Annotated in this window: 22 protein-coding genes; 10 read left to right on the top strand and 12 right to left on the bottom strand. The window is 71.4% G+C overall.

The annotated features are described in order from the left end of the window. Nucleotides 1-2: 2 nt before the first annotated feature. Nucleotides 3-1193 carry an MFS transporter gene (locus SY2F82_RS19730; protein ID WP_200420419.1) on the bottom strand — a complete coding sequence of 397 codons (1191 nt, stop codon included), beginning with the start codon at nt 1191-1193 and terminating at the stop codon, nt 3-5. 402 nt (nt 1194-1595) lie between these two features. On the opposite strand from SY2F82_RS19730, the gene SY2F82_RS19725 reads away from it, so the two are divergent. Further along, nucleotides 1596-2024: a hypothetical protein gene (locus tag SY2F82_RS19725; protein ID WP_200420418.1), complete on the top strand. Its 429-nt coding sequence runs from the start codon at nt 1596-1598 to the stop codon at nt 2022-2024. Nucleotides 2025-2060: 36 nt separating this feature from the next. Here the strand turns inward: SY2F82_RS19725 and SY2F82_RS19720 are convergent, their stop codons facing one another. Continuing rightward, entirely contained in the window at nt 2061-3116 is a 1056-nt protein-coding gene (locus SY2F82_RS19720; protein WP_236041669.1) for a threonine/serine dehydratase, read from the bottom strand. Nucleotides 3117-3351: 235 nt separating this feature from the next. On the opposite strand from SY2F82_RS19720, the gene SY2F82_RS19715 reads away from it, so the two are divergent. Further along, complete coding sequence (locus SY2F82_RS19715) at nt 3352-4014, top strand: TetR/AcrR family transcriptional regulator C-terminal domain-containing protein (RefSeq protein WP_200420416.1); 663 nt, start codon at nt 3352-3354, stop codon at nt 4012-4014. A gap of 114 nt (nt 4015-4128) precedes the next feature. On the opposite strand, the gene SY2F82_RS19710 is transcribed toward SY2F82_RS19715, so the two are convergent. From SY2F82_RS19710 to SY2F82_RS19695, 4 genes are read right to left on the bottom strand one after another with little or no spacing between them, the layout of a single operon-like run. Next, nucleotides 4129-5583, bottom strand: a complete 1455-nt coding sequence (locus SY2F82_RS19710; protein WP_200420415.1) for an NAD(P)/FAD-dependent oxidoreductase — start codon at nt 5581-5583, stop codon at nt 4129-4131. Next, the gene (locus tag SY2F82_RS19705; protein ID WP_200420414.1) at nt 5567-6775 is read right to left on the bottom strand and encodes an MAB_1171c family putative transporter; all 1209 of its coding nucleotides are present in this window, start codon (nt 6773-6775) and stop codon (nt 5567-5569) included. Before SY2F82_RS19705 ends, SY2F82_RS19710 begins: the two co-directional genes overlap by 17 nt. A gap of 20 nt (nt 6776-6795) precedes the next feature. Beyond that, a complete protein-coding gene (locus SY2F82_RS19700; RefSeq protein ID WP_200420597.1) occupies nt 6796-7326 on the bottom strand; it encodes a toxin-antitoxin system, toxin component in 531 nt (176 codons plus the stop codon). Between the two features lie 32 nt (nt 7327-7358). Beyond that, a complete protein-coding gene (locus SY2F82_RS19695; RefSeq protein ID WP_200420413.1) occupies nt 7359-8015 on the bottom strand; it encodes a helix-turn-helix transcriptional regulator in 657 nt (218 codons plus the stop codon). A 220-nt stretch (nt 8016-8235) separates the two neighbouring features. Here SY2F82_RS19695 and SY2F82_RS19690 point away from each other — a divergent pair, with 220 nt between their 5' ends. Further along, the gene (locus tag SY2F82_RS19690) at nt 8236-8904 is read left to right on the top strand and encodes a hypothetical protein (RefSeq protein WP_200420412.1); all 669 of its coding nucleotides are present in this window, start codon (nt 8236-8238) and stop codon (nt 8902-8904) included. 191 nt (nt 8905-9095) lie between these two features. On the opposite strand, the gene SY2F82_RS19685 is transcribed toward SY2F82_RS19690, so the two are convergent. Then, the gene (locus SY2F82_RS19685; RefSeq protein WP_200420411.1) at nt 9096-9833 is read right to left on the bottom strand and encodes a FadR/GntR family transcriptional regulator; all 738 of its coding nucleotides are present in this window, start codon (nt 9831-9833) and stop codon (nt 9096-9098) included. A 121-nt stretch (nt 9834-9954) separates the two neighbouring features. Here SY2F82_RS19685 and SY2F82_RS19680 point away from each other — a divergent pair, with 121 nt between their 5' ends. From SY2F82_RS19680 to SY2F82_RS19665, 4 genes are read left to right on the top strand one after another with little or no spacing between them, the layout of a single operon-like run. Beyond that, on the top strand, nt 9955-10992 hold the full coding sequence (locus SY2F82_RS19680; protein WP_200420410.1) for an ABC transporter ATP-binding protein: 1038 nt from the start codon (nt 9955-9957) through the stop codon (nt 10990-10992). A 41-nt stretch (nt 10993-11033) separates the two neighbouring features. Continuing rightward, nucleotides 11034-12242: an ABC transporter substrate-binding protein gene (locus SY2F82_RS19675; protein WP_308437776.1), complete on the top strand. Its 1209-nt coding sequence runs from the start codon at nt 11034-11036 to the stop codon at nt 12240-12242. A 9-nt stretch (nt 12243-12251) separates the two neighbouring features. Beyond that, the gene (locus tag SY2F82_RS19670; protein WP_200420408.1) at nt 12252-13142 is read left to right on the top strand and encodes an ABC transporter permease; all 891 of its coding nucleotides are present in this window, start codon (nt 12252-12254) and stop codon (nt 13140-13142) included. A gap of 49 nt (nt 13143-13191) precedes the next feature. Next, a complete protein-coding gene (locus SY2F82_RS19665; RefSeq protein WP_200420407.1) occupies nt 13192-14007 on the top strand; it encodes an ABC transporter permease in 816 nt (271 codons plus the stop codon). Between the two features lie 51 nt (nt 14008-14058). Here the strand turns inward: SY2F82_RS19665 and SY2F82_RS19660 are convergent, their stop codons facing one another. The 5 genes from SY2F82_RS19660 to SY2F82_RS19640 form a co-directional block, all read right to left on the bottom strand. After that, on the bottom strand, nt 14059-14994 hold the full coding sequence (locus SY2F82_RS19660; RefSeq protein ID WP_200420406.1) for a PDR/VanB family oxidoreductase: 936 nt from the start codon (nt 14992-14994) through the stop codon (nt 14059-14061). Continuing rightward, a complete protein-coding gene (locus SY2F82_RS19655; protein WP_200420405.1) occupies nt 14991-15173 on the bottom strand; it encodes a hypothetical protein in 183 nt (60 codons plus the stop codon). The genes SY2F82_RS19660 and SY2F82_RS19655 overlap by 4 nt, the downstream gene beginning before the upstream one ends. After that, nucleotides 15170-16234 (bottom strand): aromatic ring-hydroxylating dioxygenase subunit alpha, encoded by a 1065-nt coding sequence (locus SY2F82_RS19650; protein WP_200420404.1) that lies wholly within the window; start codon nt 16232-16234, stop codon nt 15170-15172. Before SY2F82_RS19650 ends, SY2F82_RS19655 begins: the two co-directional genes overlap by 4 nt. A 334-nt stretch (nt 16235-16568) precedes the next feature. After that, nucleotides 16569-17789 carry a metallophosphoesterase gene (locus tag SY2F82_RS19645; protein ID WP_200420403.1) on the bottom strand — a complete coding sequence of 407 codons (1221 nt, stop codon included), beginning with the start codon at nt 17787-17789 and terminating at the stop codon, nt 16569-16571. A gap of 339 nt (nt 17790-18128) precedes the next feature. Further along, nucleotides 18129-18914: a helix-turn-helix domain-containing protein gene (locus tag SY2F82_RS19640; RefSeq protein ID WP_374707190.1), complete on the bottom strand. Its 786-nt coding sequence runs from the start codon at nt 18912-18914 to the stop codon at nt 18129-18131. An 82-nt stretch (nt 18915-18996) separates the two neighbouring features. Between SY2F82_RS19640 and SY2F82_RS19635 the strand changes: the two genes are divergently transcribed. From SY2F82_RS19635 to SY2F82_RS39010, 3 genes are all read left to right on the top strand, one after another. Next, a complete protein-coding gene (locus SY2F82_RS19635; RefSeq protein ID WP_200420401.1) occupies nt 18997-19815 on the top strand; it encodes a phytanoyl-CoA dioxygenase family protein in 819 nt (272 codons plus the stop codon). Continuing rightward, nucleotides 19812-20087 (top strand): hypothetical protein, encoded by a 276-nt coding sequence (locus SY2F82_RS19630; protein ID WP_200420400.1) that lies wholly within the window; start codon nt 19812-19814, stop codon nt 20085-20087. Before SY2F82_RS19635 ends, SY2F82_RS19630 begins: the two co-directional genes overlap by 4 nt. A 125-nt stretch (nt 20088-20212) precedes the next feature. Next, nucleotides 20213-20464, top strand: a complete 252-nt coding sequence (locus tag SY2F82_RS39010) for a hypothetical protein (RefSeq protein WP_236041627.1) — start codon at nt 20213-20215, stop codon at nt 20462-20464. Nucleotides 20465-20942 lie beyond the last annotated feature (478 nt).

The raw sequence follows: 20942 nt of genomic DNA, 5'->3' as shown, positions 1-20942 counted from the left end.
GATCATCTGGTTGAAGCGCGGCCGCCGGCCGCCACCAGTAGGGCCGTCACGAGGTACGGCAGCGCGGCCCATACGAAGGCGGTGCTGTGCGTGGTGGCCGAACTGACCGCCGCGTACGCGCCGTACACCCCTATCGTGGCCACGTCGGTGCCCAGGCCTGCCACCGAGGTCAGGGTGGCCCGGTGCCCGTCGTCGATGCGTGCCTGGAGCCGGGCGTCGGCCAGCACCGTGGCCAGTTGGAAGCCACCGAAGGCGAGGGCCACGAGGACGAGGCCGGCCGGTGTCCGCAGCGCTGCGCCGACGGCCAGGGCGAGCGCGGCGGCTGCGAGGAGTCCGGAGAGTCCGGCCCGGCCCAGACGTGCGCACGCCCCGGCCGACAGGCCGCCGGTCGTGGCCCCGGCCCAGACGAGGAGGAGCAGGTAGGGGACGGCTTCGTCGGGCACGCCGGTGCCCTTCACCAGGAGCGGGGTGTACTCGTCGAGCGCGCCCCAGACGGCGCCCACGGCCGGGACGAGCAGCAGGGCTCCGCGTACGGACCGATCGGCTCGGGCCTCGGCGAGCCCCGCCCGCAGCGTCACGACCCAGTCGCCGTTCCGTGCGGCCGGCGCCCGGTGCTCCGGCAGCCGGGTCGCCGTCGCCGCGGCGAGGAGGCAGGCCAGCGCGCTCGCCGCGCCGACGGCCGGATAGCCGCCCAGGGCGAATACCGGGCCGGCGAGCGCCATCGCCGCCATCACGGCCACCAGCCCGGCCGCGCGGACCCGGCCCATGACGCGGGCGTACCGCTCGGCGGCGCCGAGTCGGGCCAACTCGTCGTACACGAGCGCCTCCAGCGCCCCGGAGCGGAGAGCTCCGCCGGCGCCCCAGAGGACGAAGCCGAGGGCGAAGGCCCCGTACGACGGGACGAGCACCCACAGGACGAAGGCGACGGCGGTGAGCAGCGGGCCGAGCCACAGCAGCAGCCGACGGGAGAGGGCGTCGGCCCAAGCGCCGGAAGGAATTTCCAGGAGTACACCGGTGGCCGACCAGAGGGCGAAGAGAGAGGAGATCTGCCACAGCGGCAGACCGGTGTCGCTGAACAGCAGCGCGTACACCGGGTAGAGCAGGACGAAGTCGTCGAGGAACGCGTAGCAGCACAGCTTCGCGGTCAGCCGCCGGACCCCGGTGGCGGGCACACGTGCAGGTGAGAGTGTCATGAGGCCTTCCCGCAGGGACAGTTCGGACGCCGGGAGCAGGGCGTCCGAGGCGGCCCTCGGGAGGCATGCCTGCGGGATCAATGTCGCCAGGTCATGGCACCGCATCGTAGGCGGCGGGTCCCGTGCGGCGCAGGGAATTTCGCACGACCGTCCGCCTGGCGTCCGCCCGCCACCGCCACCCGCTGCTGCCGTTCCGCAGGAACATCCCGCGGAACCGTCCCACCGTTCCCCCACCCTCGGCGACGTCCCGGCAGGTCACAGGGGGTGGGGTCCCGTAGGGGCGTCATGTGCCGAAGATCGCTGGGGCGGGACGGGGAGGCCGGGCACGGTGGTGTCGTGCCGACGGACCACGAGGGACCCACCAGGGGACCGTCCGCCGGCCGACGGAAAGGAGCCACTGTGATGTCACGCAAGCGCATCGCCCTCGTAGCCGCCGGACTGGCCCTCGTGGGCGGCCTCGCCGCCGCCCCGGCAGCGACCGGCGCACCGTCCGCCCGGCCTGTTCAGTCCGTCGCGAACGTGGAGGCCGCGGCCAACAAGTGCTCCGGCTGGAAGGAGATCCACATCACCGGCGGCGCCGCGAAGTACATGGAGTGCACGAAGAAGGTCAACGGCAAGTCGTACGCCTCGGGCGCCTTCTACCTGTGGGACACCAAGCGCGACGGCAAGGCCGTCCAGGCGTACGCGGAGACCGACTACGACCACTGGTACGGCGACGACGTCACCTGGTCGCACTTCTACGGCTGGGCCGACGACACCCACCACAGCCCGAAGATCAGCACGGGCTGGCACCGGGGCGACGACTTCGGCCTGGTGATCGAACTCAAGTAGGCGCCTCGGACTCGGGGACCACTTCGGTCGGGCCGGTCACTGCCCGGGGGGCGGTTCGATCAGGTCGGTGGGGTCGGTGTTGGCGCCGCACAGCACGACGCAGACCTTCTCCCCCGTTGCGGGCCGGTAGCTGCGGTCGGGGGTGCCCGGCCGGACCGGCAGGTCGCCGTCGGGCAGACGCTCGTCGGGTGCGGTGAGTGCGGCGAGGGCGGTCGCGGCGCCGTGTTCGACGGCCACCTTGCGGTGGTCCCACAGTGCCTTGCGGGCGCGGACGATCTCGGCGTCCGGCACCAGTACGGAGTGCACGCCGTCCTGCTGGGCGGCGTGCAGGGCCATGGCGGAGGCGCGGCGGGCGCCGAGGGAGTCGGCGGCGACGGAGCCGACGGTGACGTCCACGGGGCGGCCGGCCTCCAGGGCGGCGTGCAGCGCGCGGCAGTTGTCCGGCTCGACGGCGACGGTGCGGATGCCGTGGTGCCGGGCGGCGGTTGCGACGCCGGCGAACAGGCCGCCGCCCCCGACCGCGACCACCACGGTGTCCAGGCCGGGGATCTGCTGGTGGATCTCCTCGAGCAGGGTGCCGGCGCCGGCTGCGATCAGCGGGTGGTCGTAGGCGTGGGAGGTCAGGGCGCCGGTGGTGGCGGCGAAGTCCTCGCACGCGGCCAGGGCGTCGGCGTACTCGGTGCCGGTCAGCCGTACGTCGGCGCCGTAGGAGCGGAGCTTGGTGACCTTCACCTGTGGGGCGGTGGCGGGCAGGAAGACGGTGGCCGGAACGCCCTGCTGCCGGGCGGCCCAGGCGCAGGCCAGGCCGGCGTTGCCGCCGGAGGCGATCGTCACCCCGGCCTCGGGAAGGGTGCCGGCGTCGCGGTGGGCCTGGAGGAAGTTCTGCGCGCCGCGGGCCTTGAAAGACCCGGTGTGCTGCAGGAACTCCAGTGCCAGCCACACCTGGCAGGGCTGTTCGGGGCCCTCGTCCAGGGCGTCGCGTCGGCCGGTGCGGATCGCGCCGGGATCGACGGGGGCGAGGGCGACGGGCCGGATGCGGCCGGCGATCCGGTCGGTGGCGGCCCTGATGTCGCCGTACGTGAGCTGGTGCACGGGGTCGCTCCTGCGGGTGGGAAGAGGGGTGGCGACCAGGCTGAGCCGGCCGGTGGCGGTCAGGTCGGGGGAGAACGCGAACGTGATCCCGCGCGCGCCCGGGTCCGGTGCGACCGCCCCCACGGTCGTCGCCCCGCCCGCCGCGGGAACCGCACCGAAGCGCAGGTGCCGGGGCCGGAGACGGGCCGGTGACAGGAACTGCTGGAGCGATACGCTGTACCGTACAGTGACCCGTATGCCTGGGCAACCCACATCCCTGGACCGCGCGACACCCGAACGCATCGCCGCGACGGCCCTGTCGATCGTCGACCGCGACGGACCCGACGCGCTCAGCTTCCGCAGCCTCGCCGCCGCGCTGGACATCTCCCTCGCCTCACTCCAGCGCCGCTGCACCACCCTGGCGGGACTGCTGGACCTGGTCACCGACCACCTGGCCGCCCACCTGCCCGGCATTCCGCCGGGCACCGACTGGGCCACCGCCACAGAGGCCCGCTTCAGCGCCCTGTACGAGCTGCTGACAGCCCACCCCGGCCTCGTCGTCCTGCGCGGCAGCCGGCCCTGGCTCGGACCGCAGTTGCTCAAGCGCCTGGTGGAGCCACAGCTCGCCGACTCGATCGCTGCCGGGATGACCCCCGAGGACGCCATCGCCGCCTACCGGCGGATGTACCTGCTCACCCTCGGCAGCGCCGCCTTCGTCGACCACCGCGACCCCAAAGCCGCCCGAGCCGCCACCCGGACGGCACTGGCAGCACTCGACCCCGAGGAGTTCCCGGTGCTGACCGGTCACGTCGCCGCGATCCTGCCTGCCACCGTCGACCACGAGGTCTACTACGGCGCACTCCGCCAACTGGTCCGAGCCGCCGACCCGACACGCGACGGCGAAGGGAACCGGACATGAGTACCCGGCCGTTCACCTGCGAGGGCGGCCCGGTCAGCGCCTCCTCGCACAGTCCGCCCCGCACCTCACCGCCGGCCGCTGATCCGCTGCAGCCCCTCTGAGAGACAAGCCCTACTAGGCCGCATTCTCCCGGCCCTCACTGTCCTGTGGGCCTTCCGCCGATCCCGTGACCGCCTTCCACTCGTCCGCGGTCAGCGGCGGCGCCGTCAGGAGCGGGCGGCGCGGGCCGCGCAGGACGGCGATCACGACAGCCGGCCGAACGAGTTCGCTCATCGGCTTGGACAGGGTGACCACGTCGAAGAACGCCTTGGCGACGAGCGGACGGCCGGTCGCGGTCAGCATCAGCCGGTTGACGTACGCGCCGAGGACGCGGTTGGCAAGGCTCGGTGCCTTGCCGATCGCGCCCGGGTAGAGGATGTCCGTGCTGGTCGCGAACTCCCAGGCCGTCGCCACCGGACGGGCCACCGCCCGCTGCACCCGCCGCGCGAGCCCCGGCGCGGCAGGCCCGTGCCGGGCCACCAGCTCGCCCAGCGCCACGGCACCCTGCGCGGCGACCGAAAGCCCGTGCCCGTAGACCGGGTTGTAGGTGGCCACCGAGTCGCCGATCGCCACGAACCCCTCGGGCCAGCCGTCGACCTTCTCGTAGAACCGCCGGCGGTTGACCGTGCTGCGGGTGACGACCGGGTCCGACAGCGGCTCCGCGTGCGCGATCAGCTCGCCCACCACCGGATGCCGCACGTTCTCGCGGGCGAACGTCTCGAACTCCTCCGCGGTGGAGGGCGGTTCGCCGCCGCGCGTGCCCGACAGCGTCACCAGCCACCGGCCGCCCTCGATCGGCTCGATGGTCGTGGTCCGCCCCGGCACCGGCACCGTCGCGTCCGACTGCACGTTGACCAGCGGGAACTGCTCCGTGCCCACGGGCGCCCGGAAGATCCGGCTGGAGTAGACGAGGCCCGAGTCCACCTCCTCCAGCGGCGCCGCGGGCACGCCCAGTTCCTTCAGCCAGGCCGCCGCGCGTGAACCGCGCCCCGCGGCGTCCACGACGAGGTCGGCCGCCAGCACCCGCTCCTCGCCGTCGGCCGTCCGCACCCGCACGCCCGTCACCCGCGACGCGTCACCCTCCAGGGACAGCAGTTCGGTCCGCTGCAGCACCGTCACGCGCTCGCTCCCGGTGACGCACTCACGCACCACCCAGTCGAGCAGATCACGGCTGCACGCGATCATGAACTGCATCTCGGGCCAACGCCGGAACCAGCCCCGCGGCTGCAGCGACACGAGCCCCGTGGGCAGCGGGACGCGCCGGGCGCCCGCCGCGAGCCACGCCTCGGTCACCCCCGGCAGCAGCTGTTCCATGGCGCGGGCGCCCCCGGACCAGATCACGTGCACGTGCCGGGCCTGCGGGAGCCCCTTGCGCGGTTCGGGGCCCTCGGGCAGCACATCCCGCTCGACGACGGTGACGTCGGCGTGGGCGCGCAGGGCCGCGGCGGCCAGCATGCCGGCCATGCCGCCGCCGATCACGACGGCGCGACGCGGTCTCGCGTCCGGGGAGGTGCTAGCGGGTTCGCTCATGGAAGTCGCTTCCTGGCCTGGTCCCGGCCGGCCCCCGGGCGGCCGCGACGACGGGTGACTGACGCAGGGCGACCGACATCCGCACGAGGTCGCGGGGGACCTCCAGGGACGCTGCGGGAGCGCTGTCCGTCCCCGCCGAGCTGATCACCCTGCCCTCCGGATCGGCGGCCCTCGCCCGCACGGCCGCGGCCACCATCGCCGCGTCGGCCTCGGCCTGCGCGTGGACGGGGTCGGAGCCGGCCGCCAGGGCGGCGTCGTAGGCGCGGGAGCGCACCTCGGAGTCGAAGTAGGGGTACAGGCCGAGCATGCCGTCGTGGATGTCGGACTCCCGCTGGGTGACCTGGAGTTCGACCGGCGACCACCAGGAGATGCGCACCCCGTGGTCCGCGTGCGCGGACACCGGTCGCAGCTCGCGCCACAGCGGCCCGAGCCGGCGGTAGGTCGCCCAGGTGCTCCAGCTGTCCCCGACACGCTGGCAGGCCAGCGGAAGACAGAAGCCGACCGCGCTGATCTGCGCCCCCGCGGACGCCAGCACCGGCGCCGCGTCACTGCTGAGGTAGTCCAGGTCGTGGCCGTACCAGCGGGCGACGACGGCGGTGAACTTGGTCGTCAGATAGGCAAGGTTGAACAGATAGCCGGTCACGATGATCAGCAGTCCGACGCGCAGCCAGCCGCGCACCTGCAGGGCCCAGCGCCCGCACATGAAGTTCATCGCGACGCCCGCCACGGTGAGCGCCAGCAGGTACAGCACGATCATCTCGCGCGTGTACGGGGTGCGGGCGTAGTACGTGTCGAAGTCGACCAGCCGTTCCACCGGGGCGTCGCCGAGCGCGAACAGCGCCACCAGGGCGACGATGACCACCCCGTACCCGCTGATGATCCTCCGGGTGGTGCGCCGGGTCCGCTCGGGCGGGCCGCCGCGCCAGTTGACGACGAGGACCAGGCAGGACGCGCTGAACGCGCTCAGCAGGCAGTACACCAGGGGTGCCGAGACATTGGTGATGCCGGTGAGGTCGTTGACCTTCGCGATGGTCGGGGGCGCGGCGAAGAAGAACACCAGGCCGGCCAGCGCCATCAGCGCGCACACCGACCTGAGCAGCGGGTCGCGCCACGAACGGGCCAGGGCGGGCGCCTTGAAGGTGAGCGCCAGGCCCATCGCCGCGGCCGGAATGTAATAGCTGGAACCGTCCATGGAATCGGCGCCCGCGCCCCTCAGCCCCGCGGTCCGCGATAACCGAGCGACGCCTCGATCCGCCCCGCCAGATCGTCCCGTTTGACGGGTCCGCGCAGGGACGAACCGATCAGCCAGGTACGGCACTTGCTCGCCAGCAGCAGACCGAAGCTCTCGGCGTCCTTCTCGTCGGCGAAGTCGAAGTGCGTACGGGCGGCGACCTTGTGGACGGTGGCCTGAAGATCCGCCGTGTCGCTCAGCAGCCGCGCCGCGACCGCGGCCCCCTCCACATGGTGGCCGTGGTGTCCGGCGTTCATGTGCCACAGCTCGTGGCCGAGGATCACCAACTGGTGGTCGGGGGCGGTGCGTTCCTCGATGACGACGAGGTCCTGGTCGGCCATGTCGAGCCAGAGGCCGCTGGCCGTGCCCGGCGGGAAGGGAGCGGTGCGGAACTGGACGGGACGGCCGCGGCGTCTGCTCATGCCGTCGCACAGCGCGGCGTACAGGTCGGCGGGTTCCGCCGGTGCCGGGAGCGAGAGCTCCGCGACCAACTCGCCGCACAGGCGGCGCATTTCCCTTCCGATGCCCACGGTTCTCTCCCGGATCACGACTCGGGCCGCTTGACGCTCTCCAGGAGCATGTCCAGCCACTCGGCGACCTTGTCCCGGTGCTGGTCGGTGGGCAGCTGGGCCGCCCGCCAGGCGATGCCGCGGACGCCGTGGTCCTGCAACAGCCGCTCCAGCGGGTCGTCGGCGGCCTCGGCCGCCGCGCGCTCGCGGTCCGCGAGCTGCTGGAGGAGCTCCTGCTCGGAGCGCTGGAGGGCGTTCGCGAGCGCCTCCGGGTCCTCGGCCGTGAGGAACCCGGCATGCACGCCGAAGAAGCGCTGAATGGCGTCGCAGTGCTCCATGGTGGGGCGCCGGTCGCCATTGATGAGGGCACCCGCCTGCTGCCGCGACATGCCCGCGCCGTCGGCGATCTCCTGCTGGGTGTACTTGCGCCCGTTGGGTTTGAGCCGGGTGCGGCGCAGCAGGTCCAGACGCTGCAGGAAACGCGCCTGCAGGTCCGGCTCCCCGGCGGGCACTCCGCTCAGCAGGGCCTTCACCACCGGCTCCGGGACGCCGGACTCGACCGACAGCCGCGCGACGTCGAAGATCCGCTCGTGCGGCACGCCCAGCCGGTCGGCGAGGGCGGTGACACGGGCCACGACGGCCGGCAGCAGACCCGGCGCCGCGGCTCCCGGCACCTCGAAGCCATCCGTCACCGACAGGTCTCCTACGTCTCGCTCAGTCGTTGTTCTCGCTTGCCCGGAACCAACCGGAGAGTAGCCGTTCCCTCGAACGGACATCCAGGTCTCGCCACAACTGTGGCGAGATTCAGCCGTCAACAGACGCCAAATGCCACGATAGTTGACACGCCGGATGCGGGGCAGCAGGATCAAGGCGCCACGTGAAGGCCGCAAGGGCAAGAGGGGTGACCTCCCGATGGCGTTTCAGGCAGGAGGGCAGCGGTCGCAGCCGCGGTCCCTCCCCGAGAGTCCGGAAGCACGGGCGTATCTGCAGGACTATGCCACGCTCCTCGAGGCCGTCCCCTTCCCGTCCGTCGTCTTCGACCACCGCTGGGACGTGGTGCTCGCCAACAGCGCGTTCAGGACGCTGTTCAGCCGGGTGGCGTCCCATCCCACGGCCATGCCCTGCGACAACTTCCTGCGGTTCGTGCTGTTCCATCCGGACGCGGGCACGGTCCTCGGCGAGCACGAGTCGAGCTGGTGCCTGCCGATGCTCGCGCACTTCGCCGCGGCCGTGGAGCGGCACGGGCAGGACCACGGGCTGGAGTCCATCCGCCGGGACATCGCCCAGGACCCGATCATGGAGGCCGCCTACCGGGACGGCCTGCCGCACTGGATCCGCGCGGCCGGACCGCACGCCGTGGAGCACGACGGGGCGGTGCGGCCGTTGCTCCACCCCGACCCGCGCTGGGGCACCGACTGCCGGGTGGTGGGGGAGACCCCCAAGACCCTGCAGGACATGGGGTACTTCCGGCTGACCCTGGTGCTGCGCGAGGCCCGCCGCCCGGGACCGCCCGCCCGCGGCCCGCGCCGCGCCCGGCGCTCGGCGAACCATCTCAGCGTGGTGCCCGAGCTGCCGGCGTAAGGCTGCCGCGGAGGCCCCGGCTCCGTCGGTGTTCAGGTCACCGACGGCGCCGGGGCTCGTTCCTGCCGTGCGTCAGCCCCGGCCTTCGCGCGGGACAGGTCCCGGCACGGGGGCGACGTCCAGGACGGCGACGGGGCCCAGCACGGCGACGGGGCCCAGCGCGGCGACGGGGCCCAGCGCGGCGGCAGGTCCTACAGCGTCACTCGCAGCGCGATGAGCCGTGCCGTCGATTCCTGGACGCACCGCTCGGCCAGTTCCCTGGCCGCATCCCGGGACCCGTCCTGCACGGCACGGACGAGGGAGCGGTGGCGGGCGGCCACCTCCCGGCGATAGGCGTCGTCCCCGAGGACGAGACACAGCAGTGCCCCGACCTCCGTCTGGATCGCGATCTGCTCCCGGGTGAGCCGGGCCGACTGTGCGGCGGCGGCAAGCTCCACGTGGAACCGGCCGTACAGGCGGCTGCGTGCCGCCGCGTCCACGGCCGTCGCGAACTCCTCCAGGGTGCGCCGCAGATGCTGGAGATCGTCCGGTTCGGTGCGCTCGGCCGCGAGCCGGGCGGCGGCACCGGAGACGGCCGCCCAGTGGTCACCGAGGTCGCGCAGCTCCTCCGTGCTCCAGCCGGCCAGCCGCTGCCTGATCCGCCCCTCGGCCGGGTCCGCGGGCAGCGAGACGAAGCTGCCGCCGCCGCGCCCCCGCCGGGTGGTGACCAGCCCCTGCTGCCGCAGCGCCATCAGCGCCTCCCGCAGGGTCACGGTGGACACGCCGAGCTGCCCGGCCAGCTCCGCCTCCCCGGGCAACTGCTCACCGTCGGCGAGCAGCCCGAGTTCGATGGCGTCACCGAGCCGGCGGACGACCGTCTCCACGCGCGCCCGGGTGTCCACCGGAGCGAACACGGCTCTCCGGGCGGCGCCGTCCCTGTTCTGCTTCACGGCCACCACCTTGTGCGTTGACTCAACCTTTACCTTAAGAGGGTCTTGAGCTTTGAACTATGACTTCATATCTTTATGATCCTAGGCAAGAACGGAAGACGCTCCAGAAAGGTTCCCGTCCATGGAGGGCAGCGCGATCCGGCTGCAGGGCCTGCGGAAGGAGTTCGGCGGCACCACGGCCGTGGCCGGGGTCGACCTGGAGATATCCGACGGGGAGTTCTTCTCGATGCTCGGCCCGTCCGGCTCCGGCAAGACGACCGTCCTGCGCATGATCGCGGGCTTCGAGAGCCCCACCTCCGGCACGGTGGAGCTGGCCGGTCAGGACGTCACCGGCCTCGCCCCCTTCGAGCGGGACGTCCACACCGTCTTCCAGGACTACGCGCTCTTCCCGCACATGACCGTCGAGCAGAACGTCGCCTACGGCCTCAAGGTCCGCAAGGTGTCCAAGGCCGAACGGCTCCGGCGGGCCCGCAGGGCACTCGCCGACGTACGCCTCGAAGGCTTCGGCAAGCGGCGGCCGAGCCAGCTCTCCGGCGGCCAGCGCCAGCGGGTCGCACTCGCCCGCGCCCTCGTCGGCCGCCCCCGCCTCCTGCTGCTCGACGAGCCGCTCGGCGCCCTCGACCTCAAGCTGCGCGAGCAGATGCAGGTCGAGCTCAAGGCCCTGCAGCGCGAGGTCGGGATCACCTTCGTGTTCGTCACCCACGACCAGGAGGAGGCCCTGACGATGAGCGACCGCATCGCCGTCTTCAACCAGGGCCGCATCGAACAGGTCGGCACCCCCGCCGAGATCTACGAGCGCCCCGCGACCGCCTTCGTCGCCTCCTTCGTCGGCACCTCCAACCTCCTTCAGGGCGAGGCCGCCGAGCGGGTCACCGGCACCCCGGGCACGTACAGCATCCGGCCCGAGAAGATCCGGGTGCTGAAGGAGTCCGCCCTCGCCGACGAGCCCGAGCACTCCAGCGCCACCGGCACCGTCGCCGAAGTCGTCTACCTCGGCGACGCCACCCGCTTCCTCGTCGACCTCGACGCGGGCGGCCGCCTCACCGCGCTCCAGCAGAACCTGGAGACCTCCTCCGAGGACGTCGCCGCCTACCGAGGCACCCGGGTGCGCCTCACGTGGCACCGCCGCCACGCCGTCCAGGTCCCCACTGCCCGCTGACCATCCCCCACGCCAGGTCACCGTCACGTATGGAGAACGTCGTGCGTCTCACCCGAACCCTGAAGGCCACCGCAGCCGCCGCCGCGGTGCTGCTCGCGGCCACCGCCTGCGGCTCGTCCGGCTCCGGCTCCGGCGGCTCCTCCTCGTCCACCGGCCTCAACCCGCCCGATCTGAAGGCGCAGTCGAAGCTGGGCAAGAACGAGGGACAGGTCAACCTCGTCGCCTGGGCCGGCTATGTCGAGGACGGCTCCAACGACCCCAAGGTGAACTGGGTCGGCGACTTCGAGAAGCAGACGGGCTGCCAGGTCCACTCCAAGGTGGCGGCCAGCTCCGACGAGATGGTCAAGCTGATGAAGACCGGCGAGTACGACGCCGTCTCCGCCTCCGGCGACGCCTCCCTGCGCCTGATCGCCTCCGGTGACGCCGCCCCGGTCAACACCGACCTCGTACCGAACTACAAGGACGTCTTCAACGACCTGAAGCTGCAGGCCTGGAACTCCGTCAAGGGCAAGGCGTACGGCATCCCGCACGGCCGCGGCGCCAACCTGCTCATGTACAACACGGAGAAGGTCAAGCCCGCGCCGACCTCCTGGTCCGCCGTCTTCGACGACGCCGCCAAGTACAAGGGCCATGTGACGGCGTACGACTCGCCGATCTACATCGCCGACGCGGCGCTGTACCTGAAGGCCACCAAGCCCGAGCTGAAGATCAAGGACCCGTACGCGCTCGACCAGAAGCAGTTCGACGCGGCGGTCGACCTGCTGAAGAAGCAGAACGCGAACGTCGGCGAGTACTGGGGCGACTACCTCAAGGAGGTCTCCGCCTTCAAGAGCGGGGACTCCGTGGTCGGCACCACCTGGCAGGTCATCGCCAACCTGGCGAAGAGCGAGGGCGCCAAGGTCAACGCCATCGTGCCCAAGGAGGGTTCGACCGGCTGGTCCGACACCTGGATGCTCTCCTCCAAGGCCAAGCACCCGAACTGCGCCTACCAGTGGATGAACTGGATCATCTCCCCGAAGGTCAACGCGCAGGTCGCCGAGTACTTCGGTGAGGCCCCCGCCAACGCCAAGTCGTGCGAGCAGACCAGCGACAAGAACTTCTGCACCACCTTCCACGCCGCCGACACGGCGTACTGGAAGAACATCGCCTTCTGGAACACCCCCATCGAGCAGTGCCTCGACGGCCGCAGCGACGTCAAGTGCGTGCCGTACGCCAAGTGGGTCCAGGCCTGGACCGAGATCAAGGGCTGAGGCACGACGATGACCGTCACCGCGCAGGCCGCCGGACGGACCCCCGTCCGGCGGCTCGCCGGGATGCTGCACCGCCGCCCGCGGCTGCGGCTGTCCCTGCTGCTCACCGCCCCCCTGCTGTGGCTGGCCGTGCTCTACCTCGGCTCGCTCGCAGTGCTGTTCGTCTCGGCGTTCTGGACGACGGACTCCTTCACCTCCGAGGTGGTGAAGGTCTGGTCGACCGACAACTTCCACGCGCTGCTGACGACCTCCGTCTTCCGCCAGGTCATCTGGCGCAGCATCGTCGTGGCCCTCGCGGTCACCGTCCTGTGCGCGGTGATCGCCTTCCCGCTCGCCTTCTACACGGCGCGCGTGGCGAAGCCCAGATGGCGACCGCTGCTGGTCGTCGCCATCCTCACCCCGCTGTGGGCGAGTTACCTGGTCAAGGTGTACGCCTGGCGGCTGATCCTGTCCGAGGGCGGGCTCGCCGACTGGATGCTGAAGCCGTTCGGGCTGAGCGGACCCGGGTTCGGCCTCCCGGCGGCGATCATCACGCTGACGTACCTGTGGCTGCCGTACATGATCCTGCCCGTCCACACGGCACTGGCGCAGCTGCCCGCCAACCTGCTGGACGCCTCCGCCGACCTGGGGGCGCGACCCGGCCGCACGTTCCGCTCGGTCGTCCTGCCGATGGTGCTGCCGTCCGTCGCCGCCGGCTCGGTCTTCACCTTCTCGCTCAGCCTGGGCGACTACATCACCGTGCAGATCGTCGGCGGCAAGACCCAGCTGATCGGCAACCTCGTCTACTCCAACATCGAACTCAACCTGCCCATGGCCGCCGCGCTGGGCACGGTCCCGGTGGTGGTCATCGTGCTGTACCTGCTGGCGATGCGCCGCACCGGCGCGCTCAGCAGCCTGTAGAACTCCCGAGCCACCACAACTCGGCAGCCTCCAGAAGAGGTCCCACGTCATGCAACTGTCCCGTTCCGCGCGCATCGCGCTGCGCATCGCCGCCGGGCTCGGCTTCGCGGTGATCTACGTCCCGCTCGCGCTCGTGCTGGTCAACTCCTTCAACCCGGACCGCAGCGCGAGCTGGCCCCCGCCCGGGTGGACGTTCCACTGGTGGTCGGTGGCCTGGGAGAACGCGGGCGCCCGCAGCGCGCTGTGGGTCTCGGTGAAGGCGGGCCTCGGCGCCACGGCCATCGCGCTGGTGCTGGGCACGCTCATCGCGTTCGCGGTGGCCCGGCACCGCTTCTTCGGTCGCGGCACCATCTCGTTCGTGGTCGTCCTGCCGATCGCGCTGCCCGGCATCGTCACCGGCATCGCGCTCAACTCGGCGTTCAGCACGGTCCTTCAGCCGCTCGGCGTCGGTCTCGGCCTGTTCACCGTGATCGTCGGGCACGCCACCTTCTGTATCGTCGTCGTCTTCAACAACGTGGTCGCACGGCTGCGCCGCACCTCCGGCTCCTACGAGGAGGCGGCGATGGACCTGGGGGCGGACACGTTCCGCGCCTTCGTCGACGTGACGTTCCCGCTGGTGCGCTCGGCGCTGTTCGCGGGCGGACTGCTCGCGTTCGCGCTGTCCTTCGACGAGATCGTGGTGACGACGTTCACCGCGGGCCCCGGCATCGAGACCCTGCCGATCTGGATCTTCAACAACATGACACGCCCTCAGCAGGCGCCCGTGGTGAACGTGGTGGCGGCGGTGCTGGTGCTGCTGTCGGTGATCCCGATCTACGTCGCCCAACGACTTTCGGCGGACACGGCGACGGAGAGCCGGATCTAGGGCTGTTGCTGCCCGGTGGGCCGGACGCGGCCCACCGGGCAGCAGCCCTGCTCAGAGGTCGAGTACCAGTCGCCCGCCCCGGCAACGGGACACGCAGATCATCATGGTCTCGCCGGACTCCCGCTCCTCCTGCGTCAGCACCGAGTCCCGGTGGTCCGGGGTGCCCTCCAGGACATCGGTCTCGCAGGTGCCGCAGGTGCCCTCCGTGCAGGAGAACAGCACCTCGACGCCGGCGTCGCGCACGGTGTCGAGGATGGAGACGCGCGGCGGGACGGTGAGCGTACGGCCGCTCTGCGCGAGGACGACCTCGAACTCGCCGTCGTCCCCGGCCGGTTGCTCCTTGGGCTGGAACCGCTCGACGCGCAGCGTGCCGGCGGGGCAGCGCTCCTCCACCGCGTCCAGCAGTGGGCCGGGGCCACAGCAGTAGACGAGCGTGCCGTCGGGCACGTCGTCCAGCACCGAGGCCAGGTCCAGCAGTCCGGTCTCGTCCTGCGGGGCGACGGTGACCCGGTCCCCGTACCGCTCCAGCTCCGCGGTGAACGCCATGGAGCGGCGGGTGCGGCCGCCGTACAGCAGGGTCCACTCGGCGCCCGCCGCCTCGGCCGCGGCGAGCATCGGCAGGATGGGCGTGATGCCGATGCCACCGGCGATGAAGCGGTAACGGGGGGAGGGGTGCAGGGGGAAGTGGTTGCGCGGTCCCCGCACGCGCACCTTGTCGCCCTCGCGCACCTGCTCGTGGACGTGGGCCGACCCTCCCCGGCCGTCGGCCTCGCGGAGCACGGCGATGCGCCAGGCCCGCCGGTCCGCGGGATCGCCGCACAGCGAGTACTGCCGCTCCAGTCCCGGCCCGAGCAGGACGTCGACGTGGGCACCCGGCTCCCAGGCCGGCAGCTCCTCGCCCAGCGGGTGGCGCAGGGTGAGGGCGAGCACGCCCTCGGCCGCCGGCTCGCGGCGGTCGACGACGAGTTCGGCTTCGTACGCGGTCATGAGGTGCTTCCTCGGGGCTGGTGTCCTTCCGGGTGCGCGAGCATCCACTCCCACATCTCCACCGGGTCCTGGGCGGTGTGCTCGGCGCCGCAGTGGCAGGTGCCGTGCAGGATGTCGGTGCCCGGGAGCCAGTCGATGCGGTAGACCTCGCGCTGCGCGGAACTGGAGGGCGTGCTCACTGGACCTTCTCCACCGGCTTGTCGCCCTCCTCGACCAGTCGGGCGAGGATGCGGCGGGCGGCGAGACCGCCGGTGTCGATGTTGATGCTCAGCTCCTGGTAGCCGGCCCGCTCGGTGCCGAGCGTCCTCTGCAGCAGGTTGAGCGCGTCGACGTCCTGCATGACGACCGTGTGGTTGAAGTCGCGCAGGAACGTGGTGACTTCCTCGTCGTCCTTCGCGAAGTCCCGGGAGACGGCCCAGAAGTCGTAGACCTTGCCGTCGGAGGACGGGGTGATCGCGTAGGTGATCTCGGTGTGGAAACCGTTCGGGTCGCTGCCGTCCGGCTCGGGCAGCACACCGACCGGCGCGATCCGGCTGTGCAGCAGGTAGAGGCAGGGGGCGTGGTACTCGATGTCCTGCCAGCGGGTGATGCGGCCCTCGATACCGGTGGAGCGGGCGTAGAAGGGCGGGCACTCGGCGTCGTCCATGTGCCGGCTGACCCGCACGATGCCGGCGCCCTCGTCGACCTCGGTGGTGATCGGCGTCTCGGCGACCTCCGGGGTGCCGATGTAGCCGCCGTGCAGATACGTCTCGTGGGAGAGGTCGAGCAGGTTGTCGACCAGCAGGCCGTAGTCGGCGTCGATCGGCTCCATGCCGCGCACCGTGACCCAGTCCGGGGAGTCCAGGTGCTTCGCCCGCGGGATGGTGCCCGCGTCGGCGAGCGCCGGGTCACCGATCCACACCCACACCAGGGAGTCCTGCTCGACGACCGGGTACGAGGCGACGCGGGCGGTGCGCGGGATGCGCTTCTGCCCCGGCACGTACACGCAGGCGCCCGTCGTGTCGTACGTGAACCCGTGGTACCCGCACACGATGCGGTCCCCGTCGAGCCGGCTCTCCGAGAGCGGGAAGCGGCGGTGGACACAGCGGTCGGCCAGGGCGACCGCGGTCCCGTCGTCCTCGGTGCGGTAGAAGACGAGCGGCTCACCGAGGATCGTACGGCCGAGCAACTCGCGCCCGACCTCCTGGCTGTAGGCGGCGACGTACCACTGGTTCCTGGCGAAGGCGGTCATGTGCGGCATCGTTGCGGCTCCCGTCTGTCTGCGATGGCGACATCGTCCGGAAGGGCGTCGCGGGGGCGCAATACGACTTCCGCCTCACGGAAGGCGCGATGCAAAGCGCCTGCTCAGAGGGGTGGTCTGGATGCTTCCCGGAGGTCGGCCACAGCGGAGTGGTGCGCTGTGTCTTCTGTTCTTCGCCTACGGCGCGCATCTCGACTGCTTCGATGGTCTGCGACGGGTGACCGGTTTCGGCGAACGCCTCGAGCCCCTCAGCGGGACGGGGCTGATCCTCTGTCGACGCCGCGCTCCTCGGCACGTGGGACTGTTTCAAGCGGATGTGTCGGCCCGCCCAGTGCTACGGCGAGGTGGGCAGGTGCGGGGAGCGGAGCACGAGCAGGGTGATCTCGCTGGGGGCGAAGACGCGGAACGGCGGGCCCCAGAAGCCGGTGCCGCGGCTGGTGTAGAGGAGGGTGCGGGGGCCGTGGTGGCTGAGGCCGGCGAGGGCGGGCTGGTCGAGGCGTACCAGGTGATGGAAGGGCCAGATCTGGCCGCCGTGGGTGTGGCCGGAGAGCTGGAGGTCGATGCCCGCGGCGGCCGCCCGGTCGATGAACTTGGGCTGGTGAGCCAGGAGCAGAACGGGGAGATCGGGGTCGGCGCCGTCCAGGGCTCCGGCGAGGTGGGCGCGGTGGCCTGCCAGCCCGGAGGACTCGGCGGAGACGTCGTCGACGCCGGCGACCACGAGGGTGTCGCCGCCACGTTCGAGCAGCAGATGGCGGTTGCGCAGCGGCTCCCAGCCCAGCTCGTCCATCAGGTCGACCCAGCCCTGGGCCTGGCTGTAGTACTCGTGGTTGCCGGTGACGTAGACCCGGGCATGGGTGGCCCGCACGGTTCCGAGTGGGGTGGCCTGGGCGCGGCGGCGCTCGGCCGTGCCGTCAGCGATGTCGCCGGTGTGGCAGACCAGGTCCGCTTCCAGGGCGTTCACCGTCTCGCACACCCGTGCCGACCAGCGGGCGCGGTCGAGCGGGCCGTAGTGGGTGTCGGTGATGAGGACGACGCGGAGGCCGTCCAACCCGGCGCCCAGCCGTGGAAGTCGCACGTCGAGGCGGCGCACGCGTGGGACGCGGCGGGCTTCGGCGTACCCCCAGGCGAGCAGCACGGCGGTTACGCCAAGAACGGCCCACGTGACGATTCGAGCCCGGTCCTGACTCCCGCCGACGCCGGCCACGGTCAGGGCGAGCCGCAACAGGACGCCGAGCAGAACGGACCAGGTGAACAGAACCCAGCTGGTGCCCAGCAGGGTGTCACCGATGATCGCCGCCCGGTCCTGCTGGCGCCGGCCGTGGCCGCGCACCATCGCGAGCGGCATACAGATGAGGCCGAGGGCGAACAGGACGGTGCCCACCAGCGTGACGGGCAGCGGCCAGTGCTGGCCGGTGTACAGGAGCACCCAGCAGGGCACGGTCCACAGCAGGACGGGGGCGATCAAGGGGAGGTAGCGCATCAGGCGGTGCAGTCGGCTCTGCCGCGGAGCTTGCGCGTCGCTCTCGGCGGGTCGGGTGTTGCTGGTGTCGGTCACGCTTCCCCTCCCTGACCACGCTGCTGTCTCGCGCAGGGTATCCGGTCGTCCTTGGACGCGCGTACGCACCGCTGCACGATTCCGGCACGTGAACTGACGGTCGGCGCGAGGCACTTGAGCGCACTTATGACGGCCGCGGGCACAACGGTCCACAAAACGGTGCTGCGCCTCACGCCCGGGCTGTGCGCTTCAGATGTGTGGGGGAGAACGCCTCGATGCGGCGCCACGCGTCCACGGAGGCCTCCGGGTCAGGTCCGACCCCGACGACACGCAACAGGGGATGCACCGGACACGGGCCGAACTGTTCCCCCGACCTTCGCGTGCTCGGTGGTGGCGGGCCTACGGTTCTGGGCGGTCCGGCCCCGCAGGGGCGCCCGCACGTACGTCACGTGGGCTCGCGCCGAGTTCACGGCGGCAGGCCTTGTTGAAGGCCTGGAGGTCGGCGATGCCCACGGCCGCGGCGATGGCGGTGATGGACAGGGTGGAGGACAACAGGAGGTGGCGGGCGCGTTCAAGGCGTCGGTGCCGGATGTACGACACGACCGTGAGGCCGGTTTCGGCACGGAACACGCGGGTCAGGTGTGTGTGGGAGATTCCGACGGCGTGAGCGACGTCCGGTACGGACAGCGGTTCGGCCAGGTGTTCCTCGACGTAGGCCTGTGCGGCGGCCACGAAGGGGTGGCGGCGCCCGGCTTCCTCGCCCCTCGGCAACTCGGCGATGCGCCACAGAGCGGTCCAGACCTCGGCCGTGGCTCGCGGGGGAGACGTCGGCATGGCCGTGACGGCGTGTCGGAGCAGATCGGCCAGGCGTGTGCTCTCGGCCGCGGCGTCCTGCATCACCGGCACCACCCGCGCGGTTCCGCCGTCGTGCAGCCGCAGATGGACGTAGAAATGCTCCGACCTGCCCCGGTAATGAAAGTGCACCTCCGTGTTCGGTGGTACCAGGCTGACGTGGCCGGGGCGTATGGGATGGACCGACTGCCCGAGGGACAGAGCACCCTCGTAGTTGTAGAGGTGCAGCTGCCAGAGGTCGGGCAGCCGGAAGACGTCGTGGGCGGTGGAGATGCCGTGTACCGCGATGCCGGCAGCGACCACGGTGGGCGCCTGGTCGAGCCGTAGTGTCACGTGTTTCACGAGGATGGAAAATTACCAGCACTGGACGATTTCAGCCCACGACCGATCCGAACAGGGCCCGTACGTTCGTCGCATGTCAACCAGCAAGCAACTCCTGACATCGGTTCAGGTGGCGCGCTTCGTCGCCCAGGGATTCCTGCGCCTGGACGGGGTGGTGCCGCAGGAGATCAACGAACGGGCCATCGCGGCCTTGGCCGAGGGCCTGCCGGAGGTGTCCTACGGCACTCCGCTGGACGGGGCGTTCGCACCGGACACCTTCGTCCACGAACTGCTCGCCCTGCCGGTCGTCGCAGGCGCCGTCGAGAGCCTGGTCGGCCCCGAGCCGACCGTCGACCACCATGCGGTTCATGTGCGCGAGCCGTATGAGGGGCAGGCGCAGGCGCTGCACGGAGACGCGATCATCGACGTGCGGCCGGACGCGTTCGACATCCAGCTCATGTACTACCCGCACGAGGTGACCGCCGAGATGGGCGGCACCCTCAGTGTGCCCGGAAGCCATCTGCGCAGGATCAACGAGACGGACGTCGGCCGCGTCCAGAACCTCAGGGGGCAGACCCGTCTGACCTGTCCGGCGGGCACGGTCGTTCTCCTGCACCACGGCATCTGGCACAGCGGCCGCCGCAACGACACCGCGGACCGTCGCTACATGTACAAACTCCGCCTCAACCCGACCGTCCCGCAGGTGCGTCTGTGGGACGTCTCCGACCTGCACGACCCCGCGGTGACCGCGGAACTCAACACGTACTTCCCCTGGTACGAGTGGGCCACGGGCCGACTGGAGATCTACAACCGGGTCCTGCTGTGGCGGGCCCTGACCGGTGACGACTCATTCGATGTCGAGTACTGGGTCACGCGCGTCAGCAACCGGCCGGCCCTGAGGAGTCACGCATGAGGCAGCAGGTTCTGGTCCTCTATCTCGCGACGTCGGCGCTGGACTCCGACGTCGTGGGCTGGTCCCGCTACGACGGGACCGGCCGGACCCGTCCGACGACCGGCGACAGCGACGAGCCGCCCTATCCCACAGGGCTTGCCGCACTGCACGACGGGTGGCGCCTGTTCCAGGCCTCCCAACTGCTGCCGCCCCAGTCCGGTCACGAGTACGACGTCTCCTTCCTCAAACACGAGTTCTTCTTCGAGAAGGTGGAGGACAGCTCCGGCCCTTGACCCGGCGCCTGACCGCTGCTCTGGCCGGTGGGTGGCGTAGTCGCAGCGGTGAGTTCATTGACGGCGTTCCGGCAGGCGGGGTTCTCCGCCGTGGTGAAGGAGGCGGCGACGTTGAGCGAGGAGCCATGGGGCTGATGGAGGCCGCCTCCGTGGAGGCCGGCGGTTGCGATCCCGACGGCGGACCCGCGATTCGGGTCGTCCGGGCGGGCGGCGACGCGGCTCCGCCCAGGGAACGCCCGCCGGACGTCGGCGCAGCGCGCGAGACGACATCGGGCCTGGACTTCCTCGGCCGCGACTGGCACTACTCCGCCCACGACGACCGCCTCATCGCCGACCGGCTCACCCCGTTCATCGCCGGTCTGCCGACAGGCTGGTGACGGCACCGACCGCTCGGGGCGTCGACCTCCATCGTGTCGACTGGAGGTCGGACGGGGCCTGTCTGCGCGGAGGCGGGCCCCTGCTCGTGCCCACAGAGCAGTGGGATGACGGCGACAACGGCTGCCAGGGGCAACGGTCCGGGGGCCGTGCCCACGCGGTGACCATGCCTCGTCAGCCTGGATGTGGTGCCGGCCCTCGTGAGGCGGCGGGCTTCCGCACCGACATGCAGTGCCGTTGCCCTGCCCTGCCGCGTGGCCGGCGACGGTCCGCAGGCTTGACCAGCGCGAGCGCGAGCGGGTGGCGCGCCGCTCGACGAGGTCCAGCCCACCCGGCCGCCTGCCAAGACGGCGGCCGGGCAGCAGCACCGTCGCCCATCCGGCGCGACAAGAACCGGCGCGGCCTCGACGGCGGGGCCAGGGGGAGGCCGCCGCCGTAGGCTGCGTGGACGGTCCCGGTCCACAACGCCGGCCACGTCGC

The organism is Streptomyces sp. Y2F8-2 (assembly GCF_014905555.1).
Taxonomy (GTDB): Bacteria; Actinomycetota; Actinomycetes; order Streptomycetales; family Streptomycetaceae; genus Streptomyces; species Streptomyces cynarae.
This window is presented reverse-complemented; position numbering and strand designations above follow the sequence as displayed.